Origin of the sequence: Halosimplex pelagicum, assembly GCF_013415905.1 — an archaeon.
Lineage (GTDB): Archaea > Halobacteriota > Halobacteria > Halobacteriales > Haloarculaceae > Halosimplex > Halosimplex pelagicum.
This window is the reverse complement of sequence record NZ_CP058909.1, coordinates 2,748,038-2,766,279: the sequence shown is the minus strand read 5'-3', so window position 1 is coordinate 2,766,279 and position 18,242 is coordinate 2,748,038. Positions and strand designations below refer to the sequence as shown.

The 18,242-nt window shown below is 69.4% G+C and carries 16 protein-coding genes; 7 read left to right on the top strand and 9 right to left on the bottom strand.

The features are described from left to right. Positions 1–31: 31 nt before the first annotated feature. The gene (locus HZS54_RS13865; protein ID WP_179917711.1) at positions 32–1,009 is read right to left on the bottom strand and encodes an aldo/keto reductase; all 978 of its coding nucleotides are present in this window, start codon (positions 1,007–1,009) and stop codon (positions 32–34) included. Positions 1,010–1,208: 199 nt separating this feature from the next. Here HZS54_RS13865 and HZS54_RS13860 point away from each other — a divergent pair, with 199 nt between their 5' ends. Next, positions 1,209–1,802 carry a response regulator gene (locus HZS54_RS13860; protein WP_179917710.1) on the top strand — a complete coding sequence of 198 codons (594 nt, stop codon included), beginning with the start codon at positions 1,209–1,211 and terminating at the stop codon, positions 1,800–1,802. A gap of 78 nt (positions 1,803–1,880) precedes the next feature. Here the strand turns inward: HZS54_RS13860 and HZS54_RS13855 are convergent, their stop codons facing one another. Continuing rightward, on the bottom strand, positions 1,881–2,297 hold the full coding sequence (locus tag HZS54_RS13855) for a disulfide bond formation protein B (RefSeq protein ID WP_179917709.1): 417 nt from the start codon (positions 2,295–2,297) through the stop codon (positions 1,881–1,883). Between the two features lie 108 nt (positions 2,298–2,405). Next, complete coding sequence (locus tag HZS54_RS13850; RefSeq protein WP_179917708.1) at positions 2,406–4,325, bottom strand: beta-CASP ribonuclease aCPSF1; 1,920 nt, start codon at positions 4,323–4,325, stop codon at positions 2,406–2,408. A gap of 247 nt (positions 4,326–4,572) precedes the next feature. On the opposite strand from HZS54_RS13850, the gene HZS54_RS13845 reads away from it, so the two are divergent. Beyond that, on the top strand, positions 4,573–5,076 hold the full coding sequence (locus HZS54_RS13845) for a DUF7984 family protein (protein ID WP_179917707.1): 504 nt from the start codon (positions 4,573–4,575) through the stop codon (positions 5,074–5,076). Positions 5,077–5,095: 19 nt separating this feature from the next. On the opposite strand, the gene HZS54_RS13840 is transcribed toward HZS54_RS13845, so the two are convergent. Beyond that, on the bottom strand, positions 5,096–6,547 hold the full coding sequence (locus HZS54_RS13840) for a hypothetical protein (protein WP_179917706.1): 1,452 nt from the start codon (positions 6,545–6,547) through the stop codon (positions 5,096–5,098). 72 nt (positions 6,548–6,619) lie between these two features. Next, positions 6,620–7,756: a pyruvate dehydrogenase (acetyl-transferring) E1 component subunit alpha gene (pdhA, locus tag HZS54_RS13835; RefSeq protein WP_179917705.1), complete on the bottom strand. Its 1,137-nt coding sequence runs from the start codon at positions 7,754–7,756 to the stop codon at positions 6,620–6,622. A 471-nt stretch (positions 7,757–8,227) separates the two neighbouring features. Here pdhA and proS point away from each other — a divergent pair, with 471 nt between their 5' ends. The 4 genes from proS to HZS54_RS13815 all read left to right on the top strand — a co-directional run bounded on the left by proS (position 8,228) and on the right by HZS54_RS13815 (position 12,159). Beyond that, positions 8,228–9,682, top strand: a complete 1,455-nt coding sequence (proS, locus tag HZS54_RS13830; RefSeq protein WP_179917704.1) for a proline--tRNA ligase — start codon at positions 8,228–8,230, stop codon at positions 9,680–9,682. 676 nt (positions 9,683–10,358) lie between these two features. After that, positions 10,359–10,817, top strand: a complete 459-nt coding sequence (locus tag HZS54_RS13825) for a DUF7109 family protein (RefSeq protein WP_179917703.1) — start codon at positions 10,359–10,361, stop codon at positions 10,815–10,817. Positions 10,818–10,953: 136 nt separating this feature from the next. After that, on the top strand, positions 10,954–11,592 hold the full coding sequence (locus tag HZS54_RS13820; protein ID WP_179917702.1) for an NUDIX hydrolase: 639 nt from the start codon (positions 10,954–10,956) through the stop codon (positions 11,590–11,592). Between the two features lie 105 nt (positions 11,593–11,697). Beyond that, on the top strand, positions 11,698–12,159 hold the full coding sequence (locus HZS54_RS13815) for an MGMT family protein (RefSeq protein WP_179917701.1): 462 nt from the start codon (positions 11,698–11,700) through the stop codon (positions 12,157–12,159). A 3-nt stretch (positions 12,160–12,162) separates the two neighbouring features. On the opposite strand, the gene HZS54_RS13810 is transcribed toward HZS54_RS13815, so the two are convergent. The 3 genes from HZS54_RS13810 to lonB form a co-directional block, all read right to left on the bottom strand. After that, positions 12,163–12,540, bottom strand: a complete 378-nt coding sequence (locus tag HZS54_RS13810; RefSeq protein ID WP_179917700.1) for a hypothetical protein — start codon at positions 12,538–12,540, stop codon at positions 12,163–12,165. A 43-nt stretch (positions 12,541–12,583) separates the two neighbouring features. Beyond that, a complete protein-coding gene (locus HZS54_RS26315) occupies positions 12,584–13,651 on the bottom strand; it encodes a CPBP family glutamic-type intramembrane protease (RefSeq protein ID WP_246391648.1) in 1,068 nt (355 codons plus the stop codon). Between the two features lie 85 nt (positions 13,652–13,736). Continuing rightward, the gene (gene lonB, locus HZS54_RS13800; protein ID WP_179917699.1) at positions 13,737–15,890 is read right to left on the bottom strand and encodes an ATP-dependent protease LonB; all 2,154 of its coding nucleotides are present in this window, start codon (positions 15,888–15,890) and stop codon (positions 13,737–13,739) included. 277 nt (positions 15,891–16,167) lie between these two features. Between lonB and HZS54_RS13795 the strand changes: the two genes are divergently transcribed. Then, positions 16,168–16,707 (top strand): nicotinamide-nucleotide adenylyltransferase, encoded by a 540-nt coding sequence (locus HZS54_RS13795; RefSeq protein WP_179917698.1) that lies wholly within the window; start codon positions 16,168–16,170, stop codon positions 16,705–16,707. Between the two features lie 31 nt (positions 16,708–16,738). On the opposite strand, the gene HZS54_RS13790 is transcribed toward HZS54_RS13795, so the two are convergent. Then, positions 16,739–18,106 (bottom strand): APC family permease, encoded by a 1,368-nt coding sequence (locus HZS54_RS13790; RefSeq protein ID WP_179917697.1) that lies wholly within the window; start codon positions 18,104–18,106, stop codon positions 16,739–16,741. Positions 18,107–18,242: the final 136 nt, after the last annotated feature.

Sequence of the window (18,242 nt, the reverse complement as noted above, 5' to 3'; positions counted from 1 at the left end):
GAACGCCGCCGCTCGCGCCCGAAGCGCCGCCTCAGGCCTCGGTCGCGTCGTCGATGCGGCCCCACTGCTCGTCGGACAGTTCGACCTCGATCGCGTCGAGGTTCTCGTCCAGCTGGTCGACGGTCCGGGCGCCGACGATCGGGACGCAGGTGAACCGCTCGTGGTCCATCAGCCAGCGCAGCGACACCTGCGCGGGCGTGGCGTCGACCTCGTCGGCGACGGCGCGGATCTCGTCGAGTACGTCCCAGGCCTGGTCGTCGAGGTACCAGTCGGTGAAGTGCTCGTCGAGGTCGCCCCGCGATCCGTCCGGCGTCTTCACCTCGCCGTCGCCGACGCGCTCGTACTTGCCGGTGAGGAAGCCGCCGTGCAGCGGCGAGTACGGACACACCGCGACATCCTGGTCGGCGCACACGTCCAGATACTCCGAGACGGGGTCGCGGTACGTCGCCGAGTACTGCGGCTGGGTGACGCTGAAGGCCTCGTAGTTGTTCACGTCGGCTTTCCACAGGCCCTTCGTGAGTTTCCAGGCGTCACACGTCGAGATGCCGACGTAGTGGACCTTGCCCTCGCTCACGAGGTCGTCGACCGCCCGGAGCGTGCGCTCGATGGGCGTGTCGTCGTCGAAGCGGTGGAGGTAGAGCAGGTCGAGGTAGTCGGTGCCGAGTTTCTCCAGCGAACCTTCCACTTCGGCCTTGACGTTCTTCTTCGAGAGGTTCTCCTGGAATCGCGAGACATCGGACCAGTAGCACTTCGAGGCGATGACGTAGTCCTCGCGGTCGCGGTCGTCGAGCCACTCGCCGATCCACTTCTCGGAGCGGCCCTGGCCGTAGCCGTTGGCGGTGTCGATGAAGTTGCCGCCGCGCTCCTCGAGCGCGTCGAGCAGTTCGTGTGCCTCCTCGCGGTCGGTCTCCATCACGCCGCTGTCCTCGTGTTCCAGGCCGAACCGCCAGGTGCCGAGGCAGATGGGCGATACCTGCAGTCCCGTCGAGCCGAGTCGGACGTACTCCATACGCGACAGTGTGAGCGAGCGGTGGTAACCGCTTGGGTCCCGGAAGCCCCTTCCGCCCCGGCCCGACCGCTCGTGCGATGCCGAGGGGCGGCACGGGCTCGGCCCGGCGACTGTCGGCCGGGCCGCGACAACTGTCGGTCCGTTGACTGCCGTTCCGAGACGGGTGGGTTTTTCTATCGGAACGTCCTACGTCTGGCCGATGCAGAGAGGGGAGACGGAGTCATCCGACGGGTCCTCGGACGACGACCGAACCACGATCCTCGTCGTCGACGACGAGGAGGTGGTCCGCGAGTCGTTCGCCCTGTACCTCGAACCGCTCGGCTACGCGGTCCGGACGGTCGGCAGCGGCGAGGCCGCGCTGGCGGCCGTCGACGACGACGTCGACGTCGTCCTGCTCGACCGCCGGATGCCCGACCGCTCCGGCGACGAAGTGCTGGAGGAGATCCGCGGCCGAAACGTCGACTGTCAGATCGCCCTGGTCACGGCGGTCGACCCCGACTTCGACATCGTCACGATCGACTGCGACGACTACCTGGTCAAGCCGGTCGACCGCGACGACCTCGTCGAAACCGTCGAGCGCCTCGAACTGCTCGACGAGTACGACGAGGCCCAGCGCGAACTCAGCACGCTCCGGGTCAAACGCAACGTCCTCGAAGTCGAGAAACACCCCTCTGCGCTCGAAGACAGCGTCGAGTTCCGCCGCCTCCAGAACCGCATCGACGAACTGGAGGCCGAACTCGACGAGCTCGAATCGGAGTTCGACGAGCAGCTCGGCTACGAGGACCCGAGCTGACTCCGCGAGGCTCGTTACGCCGTCGAGCCGACCGCGCACCTCTCACGCCGTCGATTCGACCACGCACCTCTCACGCCGTCACCGCTCTCCGACGAACAGCGCGGCGGCCGTCGCCGTGATCAGGGCGAACGCGACCAGCGAGAGGTTCGGGATGGTCAGCCCGACGACGCGCAGTTGCACCGCCGCACAGCCGCCGCCGAGCCCGCAGCGACCGCCTGCCGAGATCTGCAGCCAGGAGTGGTACGCCGCCACGACCGCCCCGAGCGTCGACAGCGGGAGGACGGTGCGGTAGACGCCGGGACGGCGCTCGACCAGCGCGACGCCGAAGACGACGACCAGCGGGTACATCAGGACCCGCTGGAACCAGCACAGCTCGCAGGGGACCAGTCCCATGCCCTCGGAGAAGTAGAGGCTCCCCGCGGTCGCGACGAGGGCGACGACGGCGCCGGCGGCGAGCCGATATCTGGGGTCGAGGCGGTCGAGGCGTGCGCTCACGGTGGACGGGTGGACGCGGCAACGCAAAATGCGGTTCGGTTCGGCGGGTGCGGCGCCCGCGGTCGACCGGCGCGGTGGCGGCGGTGGGCGGTCACCGGGCCGGCGGCCTCAGACGAACCGGAACGTCTCGAGGTTCTTCGGCGCGAAGGTGCGCATATTGAACTCGTGGTACAGCGCCGACGATAGGTCCTGGGTGGAGGACTCGTCGCCGTGGACGCAGAGCACCTTCTCGGGGCGGGGGTTCATCGTGCGGACGAAGTTCTCCAGGCCCTGGCGGTCGGCGTGGCCGGAGAAGCCGTCGACCGTCTCGACGTCCATGTTCAGCGAGAGGGTGTCGGCGCGGCCGCCGCCGTCGTTGATGGGGATCTCGTCCCAGCCATTTTGAATGCGGCGGCCGAGCGTCCCCTGGGCCTGGTAGCCGACGAAGATCATGGTGCCCTCGTCCTGGCCGCCGACGTGGCGGAGCCAGGACATGATGGGGCCGCCCTCGACCATCCCGGAGGTCGAGAGGACGATGCAGGGACCGCCGTCGGCGACCTCCTGGCGCTCCTCCTCGCCGCCGTCGATGTGGTTGAACTGGTCGGCGAGGAACGGGTTCTGGTCCTCGTGGAAGATCCGGTCGCGCAGGTCGTCACGGAGGTACTCGGGGTAGGTGGTGTGGATGGCCGTCGCCTCCCAGATCATCCCGTCGAGGTGGACCGGCACCTCGGGGATGTCGCCCTCCCGCATCGCCTCCTCGAGGACGAGCATGATCTCCTGGGAGCGCCCGACGGCGAAGGCGGGGATGAGCACCTTGCCGTCGCGCTCGACGGTGTTCCGGATGACCTCCTTGAGCTTGCGCTCGGAGTCGGCCTGGTCGGTCTGGTAGTCGTTGCGGCCGCCGTAGGTCGATTCGAGGACGAGCGTCTCGACGCGGGGGAACTCGTTGACGGCGCCGTTGAACAGGCGCGTGTCGTCGTAGTGGATGTCCCCGGAGAAGGCGACGTTGTAGAGGCCGTCGCCGATGTGGAAGTGGGAGATCGCCGACCCGAGGATGTGCCCGGAGTTGTGCAGCGTGAGCTTGATGTCCGGCGCGATGTCGGTCACGTCGCCGTACTCCAGGGGGATGGTGTGTTTGATCGCCTCGCGGACCATCTCGGACTCGTAGGGCGGCGTACGCCCCTCCTTCGAGGCCACGTCGAGGTAGTCCAGCGTGAGCAGGCCCATCAGGTCCCGCGTCGGCTCCGTGCAGTAGATGGGGCCGTCGTAGCCGTACTTGAAGAGGAGGGGGATGAGCGCCGAGTGGTCGAGGTGGGCGTGGGTGAGTACGACCGCGTCGAGCGAACTCGGGCCCGAGCCCAGCGCCTCGGGCACCTGGAGGTAGGGGACCTCGTCCTCGGCGCCGGGCTTGTCGCCGCAGTCGATCAGGACGCGCGTCTCCGGCGTCGAGAGGATGAAGGCGGCGCGGCCGACCTCGCGGCAGCAACCGAGCGTGGTGATGCGGACCCACTCGTCGTCGGACATCTCCTCGCGGTGGATCTGGCGGCCGATCCGTTCGAGGATGTCGCGGCGTTCGTCGCGCTCCTGCTTGAGGAAGTTGCGGACGTTCTTGACCGTCGAGGACTCGATGGGCGGCGTGCGGACGACCTCGGGGGTCCAGCCGACCTCCTGGGTGATCTCCCGGAGCGTCGAGCCGTGGCGGCCGATGACCATGCCGGGTTTCTGCGCTTCGACGACGACCTCGCCGGTGTCGTGGTGGAAATCGAGGTCGGTGACGCCGGCGTCCTCGGGGATGATGCTCTCGATGGTCGCCTTCGCGTCGCTGGGTTCGGAGAGCTCGGAGGGGTCGGGCCGGACGGTGATGCGCTTGCGGAGCTTCGAGGCGAGCTTGCGGATCAGGTCGCCGTTGCTCGCGAAGGTCTTCGGGTCGCGGGTGTACACGACCAGTTCGGGCCCCTCGTAGGCGACCTCCGTGATGGAGATCTCGTTCGGAACTTCCTGTTCGATCTCTGCTCTGATATCGTCGAGTTGCTTGTCTACTTGACTCATAGCTGCGAAAACAGGGTCGGGCCGGCCGGTCGCCGGATGCCGGGAACGTCTGTCCGCTCGCCGTCCCGCACGTCGCGGCGTGCCTGCCGGAGTCTGGAAGCAATATTCATAGGTCGGTTTTCCTACTGGCGGAATCCACTCCGGACCCTAGACGGAAGTGTCCGGAAAACCGGCTTACTTGCTCCTAACCTCCCGGCGTTATAAAAGCCTTCGCAAAACAGTAGGCGGTCCGACGTGAGTGGTCGGTATGCGAGTCACGCCAGCGGTCGTCGCCGAGGAACGCGAGTGGGTCCGCGAACGGGCGCCCGTCGTCGTCGCGCTGATAAACGAGACCCGGGCCGACCTGGGCGACCGATTCGACACCGGGGTCGACGAGGTGTCCGCCGAACAGTATCGCCGCGCGGTCGACGCGGTGTTCGCCGACGGTGACCGCGCCGTCAACGTCGCCGCGCTGGTCGCGATCCTCCGCGAACTCGACGTGGCCAGCGACTACCCGGGGTTCGTCGTTGACGAACTGCTCGGCCGGGAACTCGCCGGGACGCTCGCGGGGACCCAACCCCTGCGCCTGCTCGGCGAGGCCACGTTCCACTACGCCGACGTGGCGATCGAGGAGGCGGACGGGTCGGCGGGCGTCGACGACGGCGACCCCGCGGGGCTCGACGATCTGGACGCCGCGCTCGCGGCGGGCTTCCAGACCCGCCTCCCGGGGTGGGAGTGGCGCGAGCGCGCGAGTCCGTTCGCGGTCGAGTGAGCGGCGGATCCTCGACCCGTCACGCGTCGGTTCCCGTCGACCGGTACCGCGTCGTCAGCCACAGCGCGGCGTAGAACAGCAGGACGCCGCCGGCCAGTTGGCCCAGCGGAACGAGTATCATCCCGAGGAGGTCGCTGATGACCTCGTCCCCGTTGACTATCGCCGTGAACATCACCAGCCACGGCGCGGTCGCCGCGGCCGCGACGGCGACCACTCTGTGGGGCGTTCGCTCCCGGTCTGTCACGAGATAGCCGAGGGCCGTGAACGCGAACAACGGAAGGGCCGCGGCCGCGAGCCAGACGAACCCGAGGTAGTCCCCCTCGAAGTCCGCGGCGACGGCCGCCGTGACTGCGGCGACGGCCGTCGCCGACAGCACCACGGCGTAGACGACCCCTCGGCCTCCGAACTCGCCCTCCGCGAGGCGCTGGCCGATCGGTCGTCTCGGAGCGGGCGGTCGGGAGTCTGCGGTCGACTCCCTCGCCGGTGCCGCGTCGCTGTCGTCCTCGACGTCGTCTCCGTCGTCTGACCGCACCGCTCGTGCCGTCAGCACGACCCCGGTGACGACCGCCAGTAGGACTGCGGTGTCGACTGTCGGGACGGGCAACTGCCACAGCGCCGCGATGCCGACCGGCACGGCGAACGGCCCCAGCGCGAGAGCTTTGAACAGGCTGTCGTCACGAGGGTTCCAGCCGTCTGCGACCCGTCGCGGGTATCTGTACGCGAATCCGATAGCCAGCGCCCCGAGCACCGCGACCGGGAGCGCCGACGCGAGGAGCGCCTGCGGCCCCGCCCATTCGATGACGTTCGCGGCGACGGCCGTCCGACCGCGGACCTCGCCACCGCTGTCCCCGAAGACGAGATACGAACGCGTCGACACCTCGTTGCCGGTCCAGACGACGCGGTCGTCCTTCACCGTCGCGCCCGGGACGCCGACGAGCGGCGACGTCCCGTCGGGGCCGTCGACGACGAGCCGGTCGGTCCCGATCTGGAACGGCCCGTGGTCGACCTCGTCCGACCGCCCCCGACCGTCCGCCCGGTAGAACCGGTCCGTGACCGTGACGCCGAAGCGCCGTTCGGTCATCCCCCCGACGCTGTAGGTGACGAGGACCTCGTCACCGGTGACTCGCGCGTCGAGGTCGCGCCGCTCGAACGCCGGTCTGGTATCGTAGCTGGTCCGTTCAAGCGCTTCGATGCGTTCCACGACCCGGTCGGCGGTCGTGGCGTCGGTTTCACCGTCGTCGCCGACCTCCAGTCGAGCGACGAAGCGGGCGTCGCCGCTCTCTTGCAGGCGGACGTGCGTGACGCTCTCCTCGACGGTTGCAGTCCCAGACCCGCCGGTGACGTTCTCGACGGCGTCGACACAGCCGTGACAGATCACCTCCTGTTCGGGGGCCGGACCGCTACACCCCGCCAACAGCGCGAGGGCGGCGACGAGCAGACACGCGACCGCGAGCCTGCGGCGCGGCGACATACACCCCGAATGGTCCACCGTCCAACAAGAGTGTTGCCCTCAACGGAGAGTCGTATCGCGCTCGGAGCCGGCTCAGTCCCGCAGGAGCGCGTCGCCGTGGCGCTCGCGGAGCCGTCGCAACTCCTCGCGCTGGTCCGCGAGGTGCTCGGGCACCTCGTCGTACACGTCCTCGAACAGGTCGTCCGGGTCGGGCGCGGCCTCGGCCTCCGCCGCTTCGATGGCCTCGGCCACCCGCTCGTCGACCCGGGTCCCGATGGCCTCGACCGCCCCCTCGTCGAGCCGTCCGGTCTCGACGAGGAACGTCTCCAGGCGGTCGATGGGGTCCCGCTCGCGCCAGTAGTCGACCTCTTCCTCGTCGCGGTACACGTCGGGGTCGTCGGCGGTGGTGTGGGCGCCGTAGCGGTACTCGACGGACTCGATCAGCGTCGGGCGCAGGTCCTCGGCGTCCGGGTCGAGCGCCTTCTCGCGGGCGTAGCGGACGACGGAGTAGACGGCGAGCGGGTCCATCCCGTCGACGCGGATCCCCTCGAAGCCGTAGGCGTCGGCCTTCTGTGCGAGGGTGGCGCTGGCCGTCTGGCGCGCCCGCGGCACGGAGATGGCCCACTGGTTGTTGTGACAGAGGTACACCGCGGGCGCGTCGAACACGCCCGCGAAGTTGAGCGCCTCGTGGAAGTCGCCCTCGCTCGTCGCGCCGTCGCCGAAGTGCGAGAGCGCGACCGACTCGTCGCCCCTGTGGCGTGCGGCCATCGCCGCGCCGGTCGCGTGCGGAATCTGGGTCGCGATCGGGATCGCCTCGGGCGCGACGGTCGGCCCGCCCGCCGAGCCGACGGGCAACTCCGCGCCCATCAGCCCGCGGAGGATCTCCGGGAGGTCGAACCCCGCCACGAGCCGCACCGCGTGCTCGCGGTAGGTGGGGAACACCCAGTCGTCGTCGGCCAGCGCGAGCGTGCTCGCGACCTGGCCGGCCTCCTGCCCGCTCATCGGCGCGTAGGTGGCCAGCCGACCCTGGCGCTGCCAGCTGACCGCCCGCTCGTCGAACCGGCGGGCCGTCACCATCGCCTCGTACATCGTCACCAGCGCCTCGTCCGAGAGGTCGGGCTCTGTCGCCCCGGGGAGCAGGCGGCCCTCGGGGTCGAGGACCCGTACCTCGCCGCTGTCTTCGGCGTAGTCGTTCGTCCGTATCAGATCCGTGTCTCGTATCGTGCTCATAGTGTGGTGGTCCGCTCGTGGTCCGCAGTGCGTGCTGTCGAGTCGCTGTGGTGGATAGCGGGGCGCGTCGGTCGGCGCGCCGCCGGATCGAATTACGTTGTCGCGAAAGGCTCCGCCAGCGGTGTCGGGAAACGCCGCGCTATCGCGTCGCGTCGGTCACGTAGCGAAGCGGACGCCGTCCGCGCCGGGCTGGCGGAGGACATACGTGGACGAAAGCGCGGTTTATACTTAATTATTGTGTGGTATCGCGCACCACACCGGACGAACGTCCGGCTCCTCGACCGTCTCCGGTCGGATCCTGAGACGACAGGTCTGATCGGTCGGCGCCACAGACGGCCGTCCACCAACGGATCTGACCGCGCGGCGACGGGTCCGATCGCTGTTCGTCGCACCCGTCGGTGGCGCCGGCGGCGTGCGAACGCGACCGGTGGCTTCGTCAGGTTCAAGAACGCAGTCGGCGAGGATTCGATAATGAGTGGCGAGCAGGAACTCGGTATCACCGAGAGCAAGGAGCATTCGACGGGCGAGTGGTACGCCGAAGTCGTGCAGAAGGCGGAGCTGGCCGACTACGCGCCCATGGGCGGGTTCATCGTCACCCGCCCCCGCGGGTACGCCGTCTGGGAGCGCATCCAGGACCACCTCGACGGCTGGTTCAAGGACACCGGCGTCGACAACGCCTACTTCCCGATGTTCATCCCCGAGAGCTACCTCGAACGGGAGAAGGACATCGTCGAAGGCTTCGACCCCGAGGTCGCGTGGGTGACCCACGGCGGCCACGACGAACTCGAAGAGCGACTGGCGGTCCGCCCGACCAGCGAGTCCATCATCACCCCCTTCATCGCCGACTGGGTGCGCTCGCATCGGGACCTGCCCATGCGGCTCAACCAGTGGTGTTCCGTGGTGCGCTGGGAAGCGACGGAGACGAAGCCGTTCTTCCGCACCAAGGAGTTCCTCTGGCAGGAGGGCCACACCGCCCACGCCGACGAGGACGGCGCGTGGGACGAGACGATGACCCGTCTCGACCAGTACGAGCGCCTCTACGAGGACGTGATGGCCATGCCCGCGCTGAAGGGCCGCAAGCCCGAACACGACAAGTTCCCCGGCGCTCACACGACGACGACCATCGAGACGCTCATGCCCGACGGCAAGAGCGTCCAGGCCGCTACCTCCCACTACCTCGGCACGAGCTTCGCCGAGGCGTTCGACATCACCTACGCCGACGAGGACGAGGAGGACCAGACCGCCCACACGACCTCCTGGGGCCTCTCCTGGCGCTCGATGGGCGCGCTCATCATGCTGCACTCCGACGACCAGGGGCTCGTGCTCCCGCCCACGCTCGCCCCCACGCAGGTCGTCATCGTCCCCATCTGGCAGGAGGACAACAAAGAAGAGGTCGTCGAGTACGCCGCCGACGCCGCCGCGGAACTCGAAGAAGCGGGCGTCCGCGTGAACCTCGACGACCGCGACAACCGCAACCCCGGCTTCAAGTACAACGAGTGGGAGCTGAAAGGGGTCCCCCTCCGCATCGAGGTCGGCCCCAACGAAGTCGAGGACGACGAGCTGACCCTCGTCCACCGCCCCGACGGCGAGAACAGCGTCGAGAGCCGCGACGACATCGCCGCCACCGTCGAGGACCACCTCGACACCGTCTACGCCAAACTGTACGCCAGCGCCGAGGAGACGCTGGAAGGCGAGATCCGCGAGGCCGACTCCCGCGAGGAGATCCTCGGTACGATCGGCCAGCACGGCGGCTACGTCAAGACCGGCTGGTGCGGCGACGAAGACTGCGAGGACCCCATCAAGGACGCGCTCGCCGCCGAGATCGTCATGGTCCCCCTCGACCGCGACGAGGAGCCCCTCCACGACGACTGCGCCATCTGCGGCGACGAGGCCGAGGAGACCGCCTACTGGGCGAAGACCTACTGAAGCCATGTTTTTGGCGGGCGGGTTTCCCCGTCGCTTCGCTCGCTGCGGGAGCCCACCCGCCAAAAACATGGGTGAAAAAGGCCGGACGACTCGGTCGCTTCGCTCCCTCGCGTCCGGTGAACTGGCGCTACGCGCCGGATGCTAACAACAAGTGGTGTAGGTGGCAGTGCGGTTGGCGCGTGCTGTCGAGCGGTGCGAGGCGCGCAGCGCCTCGATGCGAACGGCTCTGCCGTGAGCGTGCCCGCCTCCTGGCGGGCCGCTCGAAACAGTCGCGCGAGGGATGAGAGAGCCGAAGGCGAGCGAATCGGCTGGGGAGGCTCGTGGCCGTCTGCGGTGCTGTGCGGGGCGGTTGCTGTCCTGGCGGACTGAAAGGGCGAGGCGCGCTCGCGTCGATAGTCGCCTGAGCGGGCGACTATCCGCGCGGGCGGTGCGGAGAGCGCGGATATCCCGCCTCAGCGACCGCGAGCGCGGCGAGGGCTTTCATCGCTCACCGTCGAGTGCGGTCGCTGTCGGTCGACTTGCTTTCACAACCTGTCCAACAGAAACAACCGATACACTCGCAAAGCGCCGTGCGCAGACGGAGGACCCCCGCAGCGGCCCGCAGGGCCGCGAGGAGCTCTCCGCCGGAAAAAGTGGGAAGCGAACGCTGAAATGGGCCGGCGTCGTGGCCCCGGGTATGAGTCTCGTCGCCGACGAACTCGCCGGTGTGGTCGACCTCTTCGGGGGACTGACTCGGGAGGAACTCCACCGCGCGCTCGAAGAGCTGGCGTACAAGCGCGGCGAGGAGCCCGACGCCGACGCCGTCGCCGCGGCCGTCGAGGCGGCCGTCGAGAGCTACCACCTCGTGCCCGTCGAGCGCGAGGAGACGACCCTGCTCGTCGCCGGGCCGACGGCCTTCCCGACGCTGCCCGACCACGCCGAGGACCTCCCGCACATCATGGACGTCGAGACCCGGTCGGTCGACCGCGAGACCGCCGCGGCCGCCGCCCGGGACCGGCTCGACGCCCAGGCGGTCGAGATCGCCAAGGCAGGGGACGCCGACCGCGCCGACGAACTCGTCGAGGTCTGTTACGACTTGGAGACGTGGGCCGCCGTCGACACCGCCCAACTGCGCGAGCGACTCGACGACGTGTGAGTCCCCGGCCAGCGCTCCGGCGTCCGAGCCCCCTCCCGTTCCAGCGCCCGAACCCTGCGCCCCTCGGCCGACGACCCGCGACCGTTCCTTCGAGGGTAACCCGCCAGTTAAGACCACCCGCCCCGTTGCTCCGCGTATGGACCTGTCGCGGGTGCGAGAGCGCGACCCGGTCGGCCTGCCGGCCGAGGGGTCGCGAGCCGACGGGAGCGACCGCCTCACCGGCGAGGAGCGCGAGGCGGCGGTCCTGGCGCCGGTCCTCACCCGCGACGGCGCCGACCACGTCCTGTTCACCAAGCGCGCCGACCACCTCTCGGACCACCCCGGCCAGATGAGTTTCCCGGGGGGCGGCCGCGAGCCCGAGGACGACGACTTGCTCGCGACCGCGCTCCGCGAGGCCGGGGAAGAGGTCGGTCTCCGTCCCGAGGAGGCCGAGGTCGTCGGCCGGCTCGACGACATCCGGACGATCACCGACTACCTCGTCCGCCCGTTCGTCGCCCGCGTCGCCGACCGGGAGTACCTGCCCGGCGACGAGGAGGTCGCCGAGGTGGCCGTCCTCCCCGTCGCCGGCCTGATCGACCCGGACAACTACGAGAGCGAGCGCCGCGACCACCCCCACTACGGCGAGATCCGACTGCACTTCTTCCGCGTCGACGGGTTCACCGTCTGGGGCGCCACCGCCAACATGCTCGTCCAGTTACTCGAACTGACGACCGACTGGGAGCTCCCCCCGGAACCCGACCACACTGTCGACGCCGACGCGGACCTCCCCGGGTAGCGTCGACTCGGGACCGTCCGAGCGACGCCCGCGGGACCGCCCGGACAGCGATGGCCGCCGCGCGCGGAACAAATCTTCAAGTTCCGACCGGACGGAGAGGGAGGTATGAACGAGGAGGCGGGGATCTACGCGCGGGAGTCGTCGTATCTCGACCGGCACGTCCAGTTCGGGGAGGCCCAGGGGCGGGTGCTCTCGCTGTCGTTTCCGAGCACGCCCGACGACGAGGCGGTATCGGACCACCAACTGCTCGACCGGATCGAGGAGTACCTCACCGGCGGCGAAGACGACTTCGCCGACGTGACCGTCGCGCTGACGGTCCCGACCGACCGCCGCGCGGTACTGGAGGCGGTCCGGGAGATCCCGTACGGCGAGCAGGTCGGCGTCGCTCAACTCGTCCGGATGACGCCCGACGGCGACCCCGACGACGAGGAGGACGTGCGGACCGCCCGGTCGGCGCTCGCTGACAACCCCGCACCGCTGCTCATCCCGGACCACCGCGTCCGCGACGGCCCCAGCGCCGCCCCCGCGGAGGTCGAGCAGCGACTGCGCTCGCTCGAAGGGCTCTGACCCTCAGACGGACGAGTCGTCCGCCCCGCCGAGCCGGTTCGAGAGGACCAGCAACATCGCACCGAGGATCGTGAGATCCGCCACCAGCGAGAGCGTCCCCGAGGCGACCGGCAGGCCCGTCACGCCGACCGTCGTCACGACGAGCGCGGTCCCCCCGACGACGAGCAGTGCCCCGGCGAGCCGGCGCGCCTGTTCGTCCGTGCCCGCGAGGACGACCACGCCGGCGCCACCGACGACGACCGCGAGCCCCAGCGCGAGATCCTCCAGGTCGAACGCGAGCGCGCCGGTCGCGTCGGTCACCGCCAGCGCCAGCCAGCCGACCGCGAGCAGTGCCCACCACGCGACAATCGCGCGGCGGACGAGCGCGTCGTCGACGTTCATGCGCGACCGGTCGGACGGCTGTCAGAAAACACCACCGCTCCCCTCAGGACCACACCGGGTCGGGCAGCCCGAACCCCTCGTGGGCGAGGAACTCCAGCGCGTTGACGAGGTAGTGGGCGACGACCACCACGAGGAGGCTCTCGGTCAGGACGAACCCGGCCGCGAGCGCGAATCCGAGGCCGCCAGTGACGAGGACGCCCACGCGACCCTGGGCGCCGTGGCCGAGCGCGAACGCGACCGACGAGACGACGGCGAGGACCCAGGGTGAGGTACCGGCCACCGGCGTCACCGCGCCGACGACCGCCGCGCGAAAGACGAACTCCTCGACGACCGCGATGGTCGGCAGCGTCGCTCCCAGGAGCAGCCCCCAGCCGCGGACCCCCTCCGGCGCGAGCAACTCGCGCAGCCCCTCGTCGTAGTCGGCGCCCGACGACGCCGCCAGCCCCGAGGCGAGTTCGTTACCGACCCAGAGGACGACCCCGAAGACGACACCGACCAGAAGCGCCGGCAGCCCCGTCGAGAGGGCGTCGCCGCTGACCCCGAGCACGTCGAGCGGGACGCCGAAGTACCAGGCGCCGCCCGCGAGGATCGCGCCGAACAGCCCCTGCGTGAGCGCCACGTTCAGCAGGAGCAGGCCCGGCGACATCGCCGGGTCCTCGCGGGCGTTGCGCGCGACGGCGGGCTCGACCGGGCGATCCGCCGCGCCGTCGTCGACGGTTCGGAGTCGATCGTCGTCCTCCGTCGGCCCCAGCGCCCCGTCGGGCGCCAGCGGGTGCGCGACCGGCGACGACCCCGGCGCGTCCTCGTCGTGGTCGCCGTCGCCTGTCGTCGTTCGGTCGGCCGCGCTCGCGTCCCGTTCGGCCGCGCTCGCGTCGCGACCGTCGGATCCGGGTCGCCCCGTCGACCGCGACCGCTTTGGGTTCGCGCCGTCGCCGGCCGCCTCGCCGGTCGTCCCGTCGTCACCCTCACCGTCGACGACGCCCTGCGAGAGCCGCGCGAGGATCAGAAAGCCCGCGAGGACGGCGGCGACGAGCCAGGCGAACCCGGCGAGATCCGTCTCGGGGACGGGCAGCGTCTGGAGAGCGGGGCCGACGGCCGGCGAGAGCGTCACACCCGGAGTTGGGACTCGGCGGTCGAAAGTCGTTTCGGAGCCGAAAGATGCGAATCCGCGGGTCGTGCGGGAGCGGCGTCGGGCCCTACTGCGGGCTCGGCGAGCCGCCGGTCTGGCCGACTTCGCGCTGTTCGAGCGCCTTGCCCGTGATGGACTTGAGGCGGGCGACCAGCGAGTCCTTCTCGGGTTCGCCCGCCAGCGCGACCTCCAGCACCTCGGAGATGTGCTGGACGGGGACGATCTCGATCTCGTCTTTGAACTCGTCCTCGATCATCACGTCCTGCTCGTTCGCTTTCGGGATGATGACCGTGTCGAGGCCGGACTTCGCCGCGGCCTCGATCTTGTGGGTGACGCCGCCGACCGGAAGCACGTCTCCGCGGACCGACAGCGACCCGGTCATCGCGAGGTTCTGCTCGACGGGCACGTCCTCCAGCGCGCTTATCACTGCGGTCGCGACCGTGATGGAGGCGGAGTCGCCGTCGACGCCGCCCTCACCGGCCTGGACGAACTGGATGTGGACGTCCTTCTCGGAGATGTCCTCGTCGCTGAACTTCTTGATGATCGCCGAGACGTTCTGCACTGCTTCCTCGGCCATCTCCTGGAGCTGGCCGGTCGCGATGACCTGGCCGGGCCCCTGCGAGGGCGTGACCTCGGCCATGACGGGGAGGACGATACCGGAGTCCTCGCCCATGACCGCGAGGCCGTTGACGCGGCCGACCACGTCGCCCTCGTTGACGGTGAGCTCGTAGTCCTTGCGGCGCTCGATGTAGTTGTCCGCGAGCTGCTGCTCGATGGAGCGCGAGCGGCGCTTGGCCTGGAGCACGTCGCCCCGTTCGGTGAACTCCTTGTCCTCGGCGCGGGCGATGTCGCCCGCGACGCGGACCAGCCCACCGAGGTCGCGGAGCTTCAGCGAGAGGTGGCCCTTGCGGCCCGAACGGCGGCGGGCTTCGAGGATGACCTCTTCGACGGCCTCCTCGTCGAAGTGGGGCAGGCGGCCGTCCTTCTCGACTTCCTGGGCGACGAAGCGGGCGTACTTGCGCCGCATCTCGGCGTCGTCCTCGATGGTGTCGTCCATGTACACCTCGTACCCGTAGCCCTTGATACGCGAGCGCAGGGCGGGGTGCATGTTCTCCATGGCGTCGAGGTTGCCCGCGGCGACCATGATGAAGTCCGTCGGGACGGGTTCGGTCTGGACCATCGCGCCCGAGGAGCGCTCGGACTGGCCCGTGATGGAGAACTCGCCCTCCTGGATGGCCGTCATCAACTTCTGCTGGCTGCGGATGTCGAGCGTGTTGATCTCGTCGACGAACAGCACGCCCTTGTTGGCCTTGTGGATGCCGCCGGCCTCGACGCGGTCGTGGCTCGGCGTCTCCATGCCGCCGGACTGGAACGGGTCGTGGCGCACGTCGCCCAGCAGCGCACCGGCGTGGGCGCCGGTGGCGTCCTCGAACGGCGCAGTCTGCTGGTTGGCGTTGTTGACCAGCAGGTTCGGGATCATCGAGTCGTTGCCCCGCGAGCCGTAGCGGAAGGCCAGGTAGACGACCCCGGCCGCGAGGATGCCCAGGAGCACGGAGCCCTGGATGAGCAGCGCGTACCCGATGATGATCGCGATGATGATCCACATCAGGAACGACCGCATCTGGTTGCGCTTGCGCGCCTCCTCCTTGTGAGCGTCCACGATCTGTTCGCCCTTCCCCGCCGGCACGGTGCGGACCTTCGGCTCGTTGCCGTCGTCGGGGTTGTGATAGACGAGAACGTCCTGGAGTTCCTCCTTGGGGAGCAACTGGCTCATCGCCTTCGCCAGCATCGACTTGCCCGTCCCGGGCGAGCCGATCATCATCACGTGTCGGCGCTGTTTGGCCGCTTTCAACACCACGTCGCGGGCGTGGTCCTGCCCGATGACCTGGTCGACCAGTCGGTCGGGGACCTCGATGTCGGCGGTGGTCTCGACGTCGAGCCCGCCCAGCAAGTCCTCGTCGGCGTTCTCGACGGCCGCGTCGTCGGCGTCGATCTCGACCGCGCTGCCGAGACTGTCGTCGCCGTCGACGGCAACCGCGGACCCGCCGTCCCCGGACTCGTCGGCACCCGACTCGTCGCCGCCCTCGGCGTCGCCCGGCGACCCCGGCTCTTCGCCCCGCTCGTCGGGGGTCGAGTCCGGCGCCTCCTCGGTCACGCCGACCTCCTCGGTCTCGTCCGCGTCGTCTGCGGACGGATCGTCGGTGTCGATATTCTCACTCATATAAACGATTCTGACATCAGAAGCCAAGGGCTGTTTATTGATATACTTTCTCCCACAGCGCGCCCCGATAACGCCCTCAAACCGCCGGACGTGAGTGGTATCGGCGGGTTCGGAGTACACGGCTCCTACCGGTCAGTCCGGAAAAAACAGGGCGTGTCTAGAGTTAGCACGGACGGGGGAGCGCCGACGGCGCCGGCCACGCGGGTCGACAGCGAGCCACCGCGGACCGGCCGGCGAGTCACGGGGGTTAATGTGCCCGCTCCGCACAGGAAGCCGTATGACGCGCGGGTTCTACATCGGGCGCTTCCAGCCGTTCCACAACGGCCACCGGGCGATGGTCGACCACATCGTCGACGAGGTGGACGAACTCGTCCTCGGCATCGGGAGCGCGGACGTGTCCCACACCGTTCGCAACCCCTTCACCGCGGGCGAGCGCGTGATGATGGTGAGCAAGGCCGTCCGCGACGTGGACGTGCCCACGTACGTCGTCCCCATCGAGGACATCGACCGCAACGCCGTCTGGGTCAGCCACATCGAGAGCATGTCTCCCAGTTTCGACGTGGCCTACTCGAACAACCCGCTGGTCGTCCAGCTGTTCGAGGAGCGGGGCATCGAGGTACGGGACTCCCCCATGTTCGACCGCGACCGCCTGGAGGGTAGCGACATCCGCGCGCGGATGCTCGACGACGACACCTGGACCGACCGCGTCCCCGACGTGGTCGCCGACGTGATCGACGAGTTCAGCGGCGTCCAGCGCCTCCAGACCGTCGCCAAGGACGACGTGTCCGAACGGTGGGAAGCCGGCGAGGACGACTGAACCCGGAGCGCGGACGCCCCGCTCGACGGGCCTACCGGAACGGCGACCGCTCCTCGACGAACTCGGGTTCGACCGATTCGATCTCCTCCTCGAGGGCTTCGCGCTCGAAGTAGAGCAACTCGACGGCGACGGCGACGACCGAGACGACCACCACGACGTAGAACGTGTGGCGCTGGTTCGTGTAGAGGTGCCAGAAGAGGAGCGGCAGGAACGCGGCCGTGCCGACCAGTCCGACGGCGGGCGGGACGGGGTTGATCCGGTCGCGGTCGCGCTCGCGGAGCGCGAGGTAGCTCATCGATCCGAAGACGACGATGAACGCCACGGAGGCGAAGGAGGTGATCCCGCCGAGACTCCCGATCGCCGCGAACGCCGCCGTGACGCCCCCGAGGACGAGCAGCGTCCGCGTCGGGATCCCCTCGGCCTCCGAGTCGCCGATCCGGTCGGGCAGCAGGTCGTCGGAGAGCATCCCCTTCGCGAAGTGACCCGTCGAGAACAGCGTCGCGTTGATGGCCGACCCCGTCGAGAACAGCGCCGACAGCGAGATGACGAGCGCGCCCGCCCGCCCCAGCCCGAACGGCTCCGTGATCGCGCCCGCGGCGTCCGCCAGCGCCGTGTGGGGGTTCGACTCCAGCGCCTCGGGCGCCAGCGCGATGGTGACGACGGCGACCATCCCGTAGATGAGTACCGCCACCGGGATCGAGACGTACACCGCCTTCCGGATGGTCTCGACGGGGTCGGCGATGCTCTCCTGGTCGTAGAACAGCAGCTGCCACCCCTGGAAGGCGACGAACGAGACCGCCGCCGCGACGACCGGCCCGCACGAGGCGAGTTCGGAGAAGCCCAGCGAGAGCGTCGCGCCGCTGGCGCCGGTGGCGACGTAGACGATGCCGCCGACGCCGAAGGCGACGAGAACGCCCACTTTCGCCGCGACGAGGACGTTCTCGGCGCTGCCGGTCGCCTGAGCGCCCAGCAGGTTCAACCCGACGAACCCGGCGACGGCGAGCACCGAGACGACGGGTCGGAGCGGCACCGCGCCGACGCCGTCGGGCACGCCCCCCAGCGCGACGGTGAACTCGCCGAACGCGAAGGCGTACATCGCCATCGACCCGACGTAGCCGAACAGGAGCGTCCACCCGGCCATCCCCGCGAGCGTGGAGTTGCCGACGAACGACTGGACGAACGAGACCGAGCCGCCCTGGTTCTCGTCGTCCACGTCGTTCAAGGCGTTGTAGGAGTAGCCCGCGCAGGCGGCGACGACGCCCGCGAGGCAGAACGCAACCCACGTCGCCGGCCCGGTGATCCCCGTGACGACGCCGAGGACGGCGTAGATGCCACCGCCGATCATCCCGCCCAGCGCCATCGACACGCTCTCGGTCAGCCCGAGTTGCTCACTGGCCACGACTGCGTCGGTGTTCGGGTCTCAGTCGGTTGAAACTGGCGCCACCGCTCTCGATGGCTCGTCCGGACCACTCCGATCTGGCGACCTCGATCGACCCGTCGTTTCTCCCTCACAAGCGTTCGTCTGGAACCAGCAA

What these genes read in the sequence shown, in the direction of transcription:
- HZS54_RS13865 (WP_179917711.1), bottom strand. Translation starts at nt 1,009, where the DNA reads ATGGAGTACGTCCGACTCGGCTCGACGGGACTGCAGGTATCGCCCATC.
- HZS54_RS13860 (WP_179917710.1), top strand. Translation starts at nt 1,209, where the DNA reads ATGCAGAGAGGGGAGACGGAGTCATCCGACGGGTCCTCGGACGACGAC.
- HZS54_RS13850 (WP_179917708.1), bottom strand. Translation starts at nt 4,325, where the DNA reads ATGAGTCAAGTAGACAAGCAACTCGACGATATCAGAGCAGAGATCGAA.
- HZS54_RS13845 (WP_179917707.1), top strand. Translation starts at nt 4,573, where the DNA reads ATGCGAGTCACGCCAGCGGTCGTCGCCGAGGAACGCGAGTGGGTCCGC.
- HZS54_RS13840 (WP_179917706.1), bottom strand. Translation starts at nt 6,547, where the DNA reads ATGTCGCCGCGCCGCAGGCTCGCGGTCGCGTGTCTGCTCGTCGCCGCC.
- pdhA (WP_179917705.1), bottom strand. Translation starts at nt 7,756, where the DNA reads ATGAGCACGATACGAGACACGGATCTGATACGGACGAACGACTACGCC.
- proS (WP_179917704.1), top strand. Translation starts at nt 8,228, where the DNA reads ATGAGTGGCGAGCAGGAACTCGGTATCACCGAGAGCAAGGAGCATTCG.
- HZS54_RS13825 (WP_179917703.1), top strand. Translation starts at nt 10,359, where the DNA reads ATGAGTCTCGTCGCCGACGAACTCGCCGGTGTGGTCGACCTCTTCGGG.
- HZS54_RS13820 (WP_179917702.1), top strand. Translation starts at nt 10,954, where the DNA reads ATGGACCTGTCGCGGGTGCGAGAGCGCGACCCGGTCGGCCTGCCGGCC.
- HZS54_RS13815 (WP_179917701.1), top strand. Translation starts at nt 11,698, where the DNA reads ATGAACGAGGAGGCGGGGATCTACGCGCGGGAGTCGTCGTATCTCGAC.
- HZS54_RS13810 (WP_179917700.1), bottom strand. Translation starts at nt 12,540, where the DNA reads ATGAACGTCGACGACGCGCTCGTCCGCCGCGCGATTGTCGCGTGGTGG.
- lonB (WP_179917699.1), bottom strand. Translation starts at nt 15,890, where the DNA reads ATGAGTGAGAATATCGACACCGACGATCCGTCCGCAGACGACGCGGAC.
- HZS54_RS13795 (WP_179917698.1), top strand. Translation starts at nt 16,168, where the DNA reads ATGACGCGCGGGTTCTACATCGGGCGCTTCCAGCCGTTCCACAACGGC.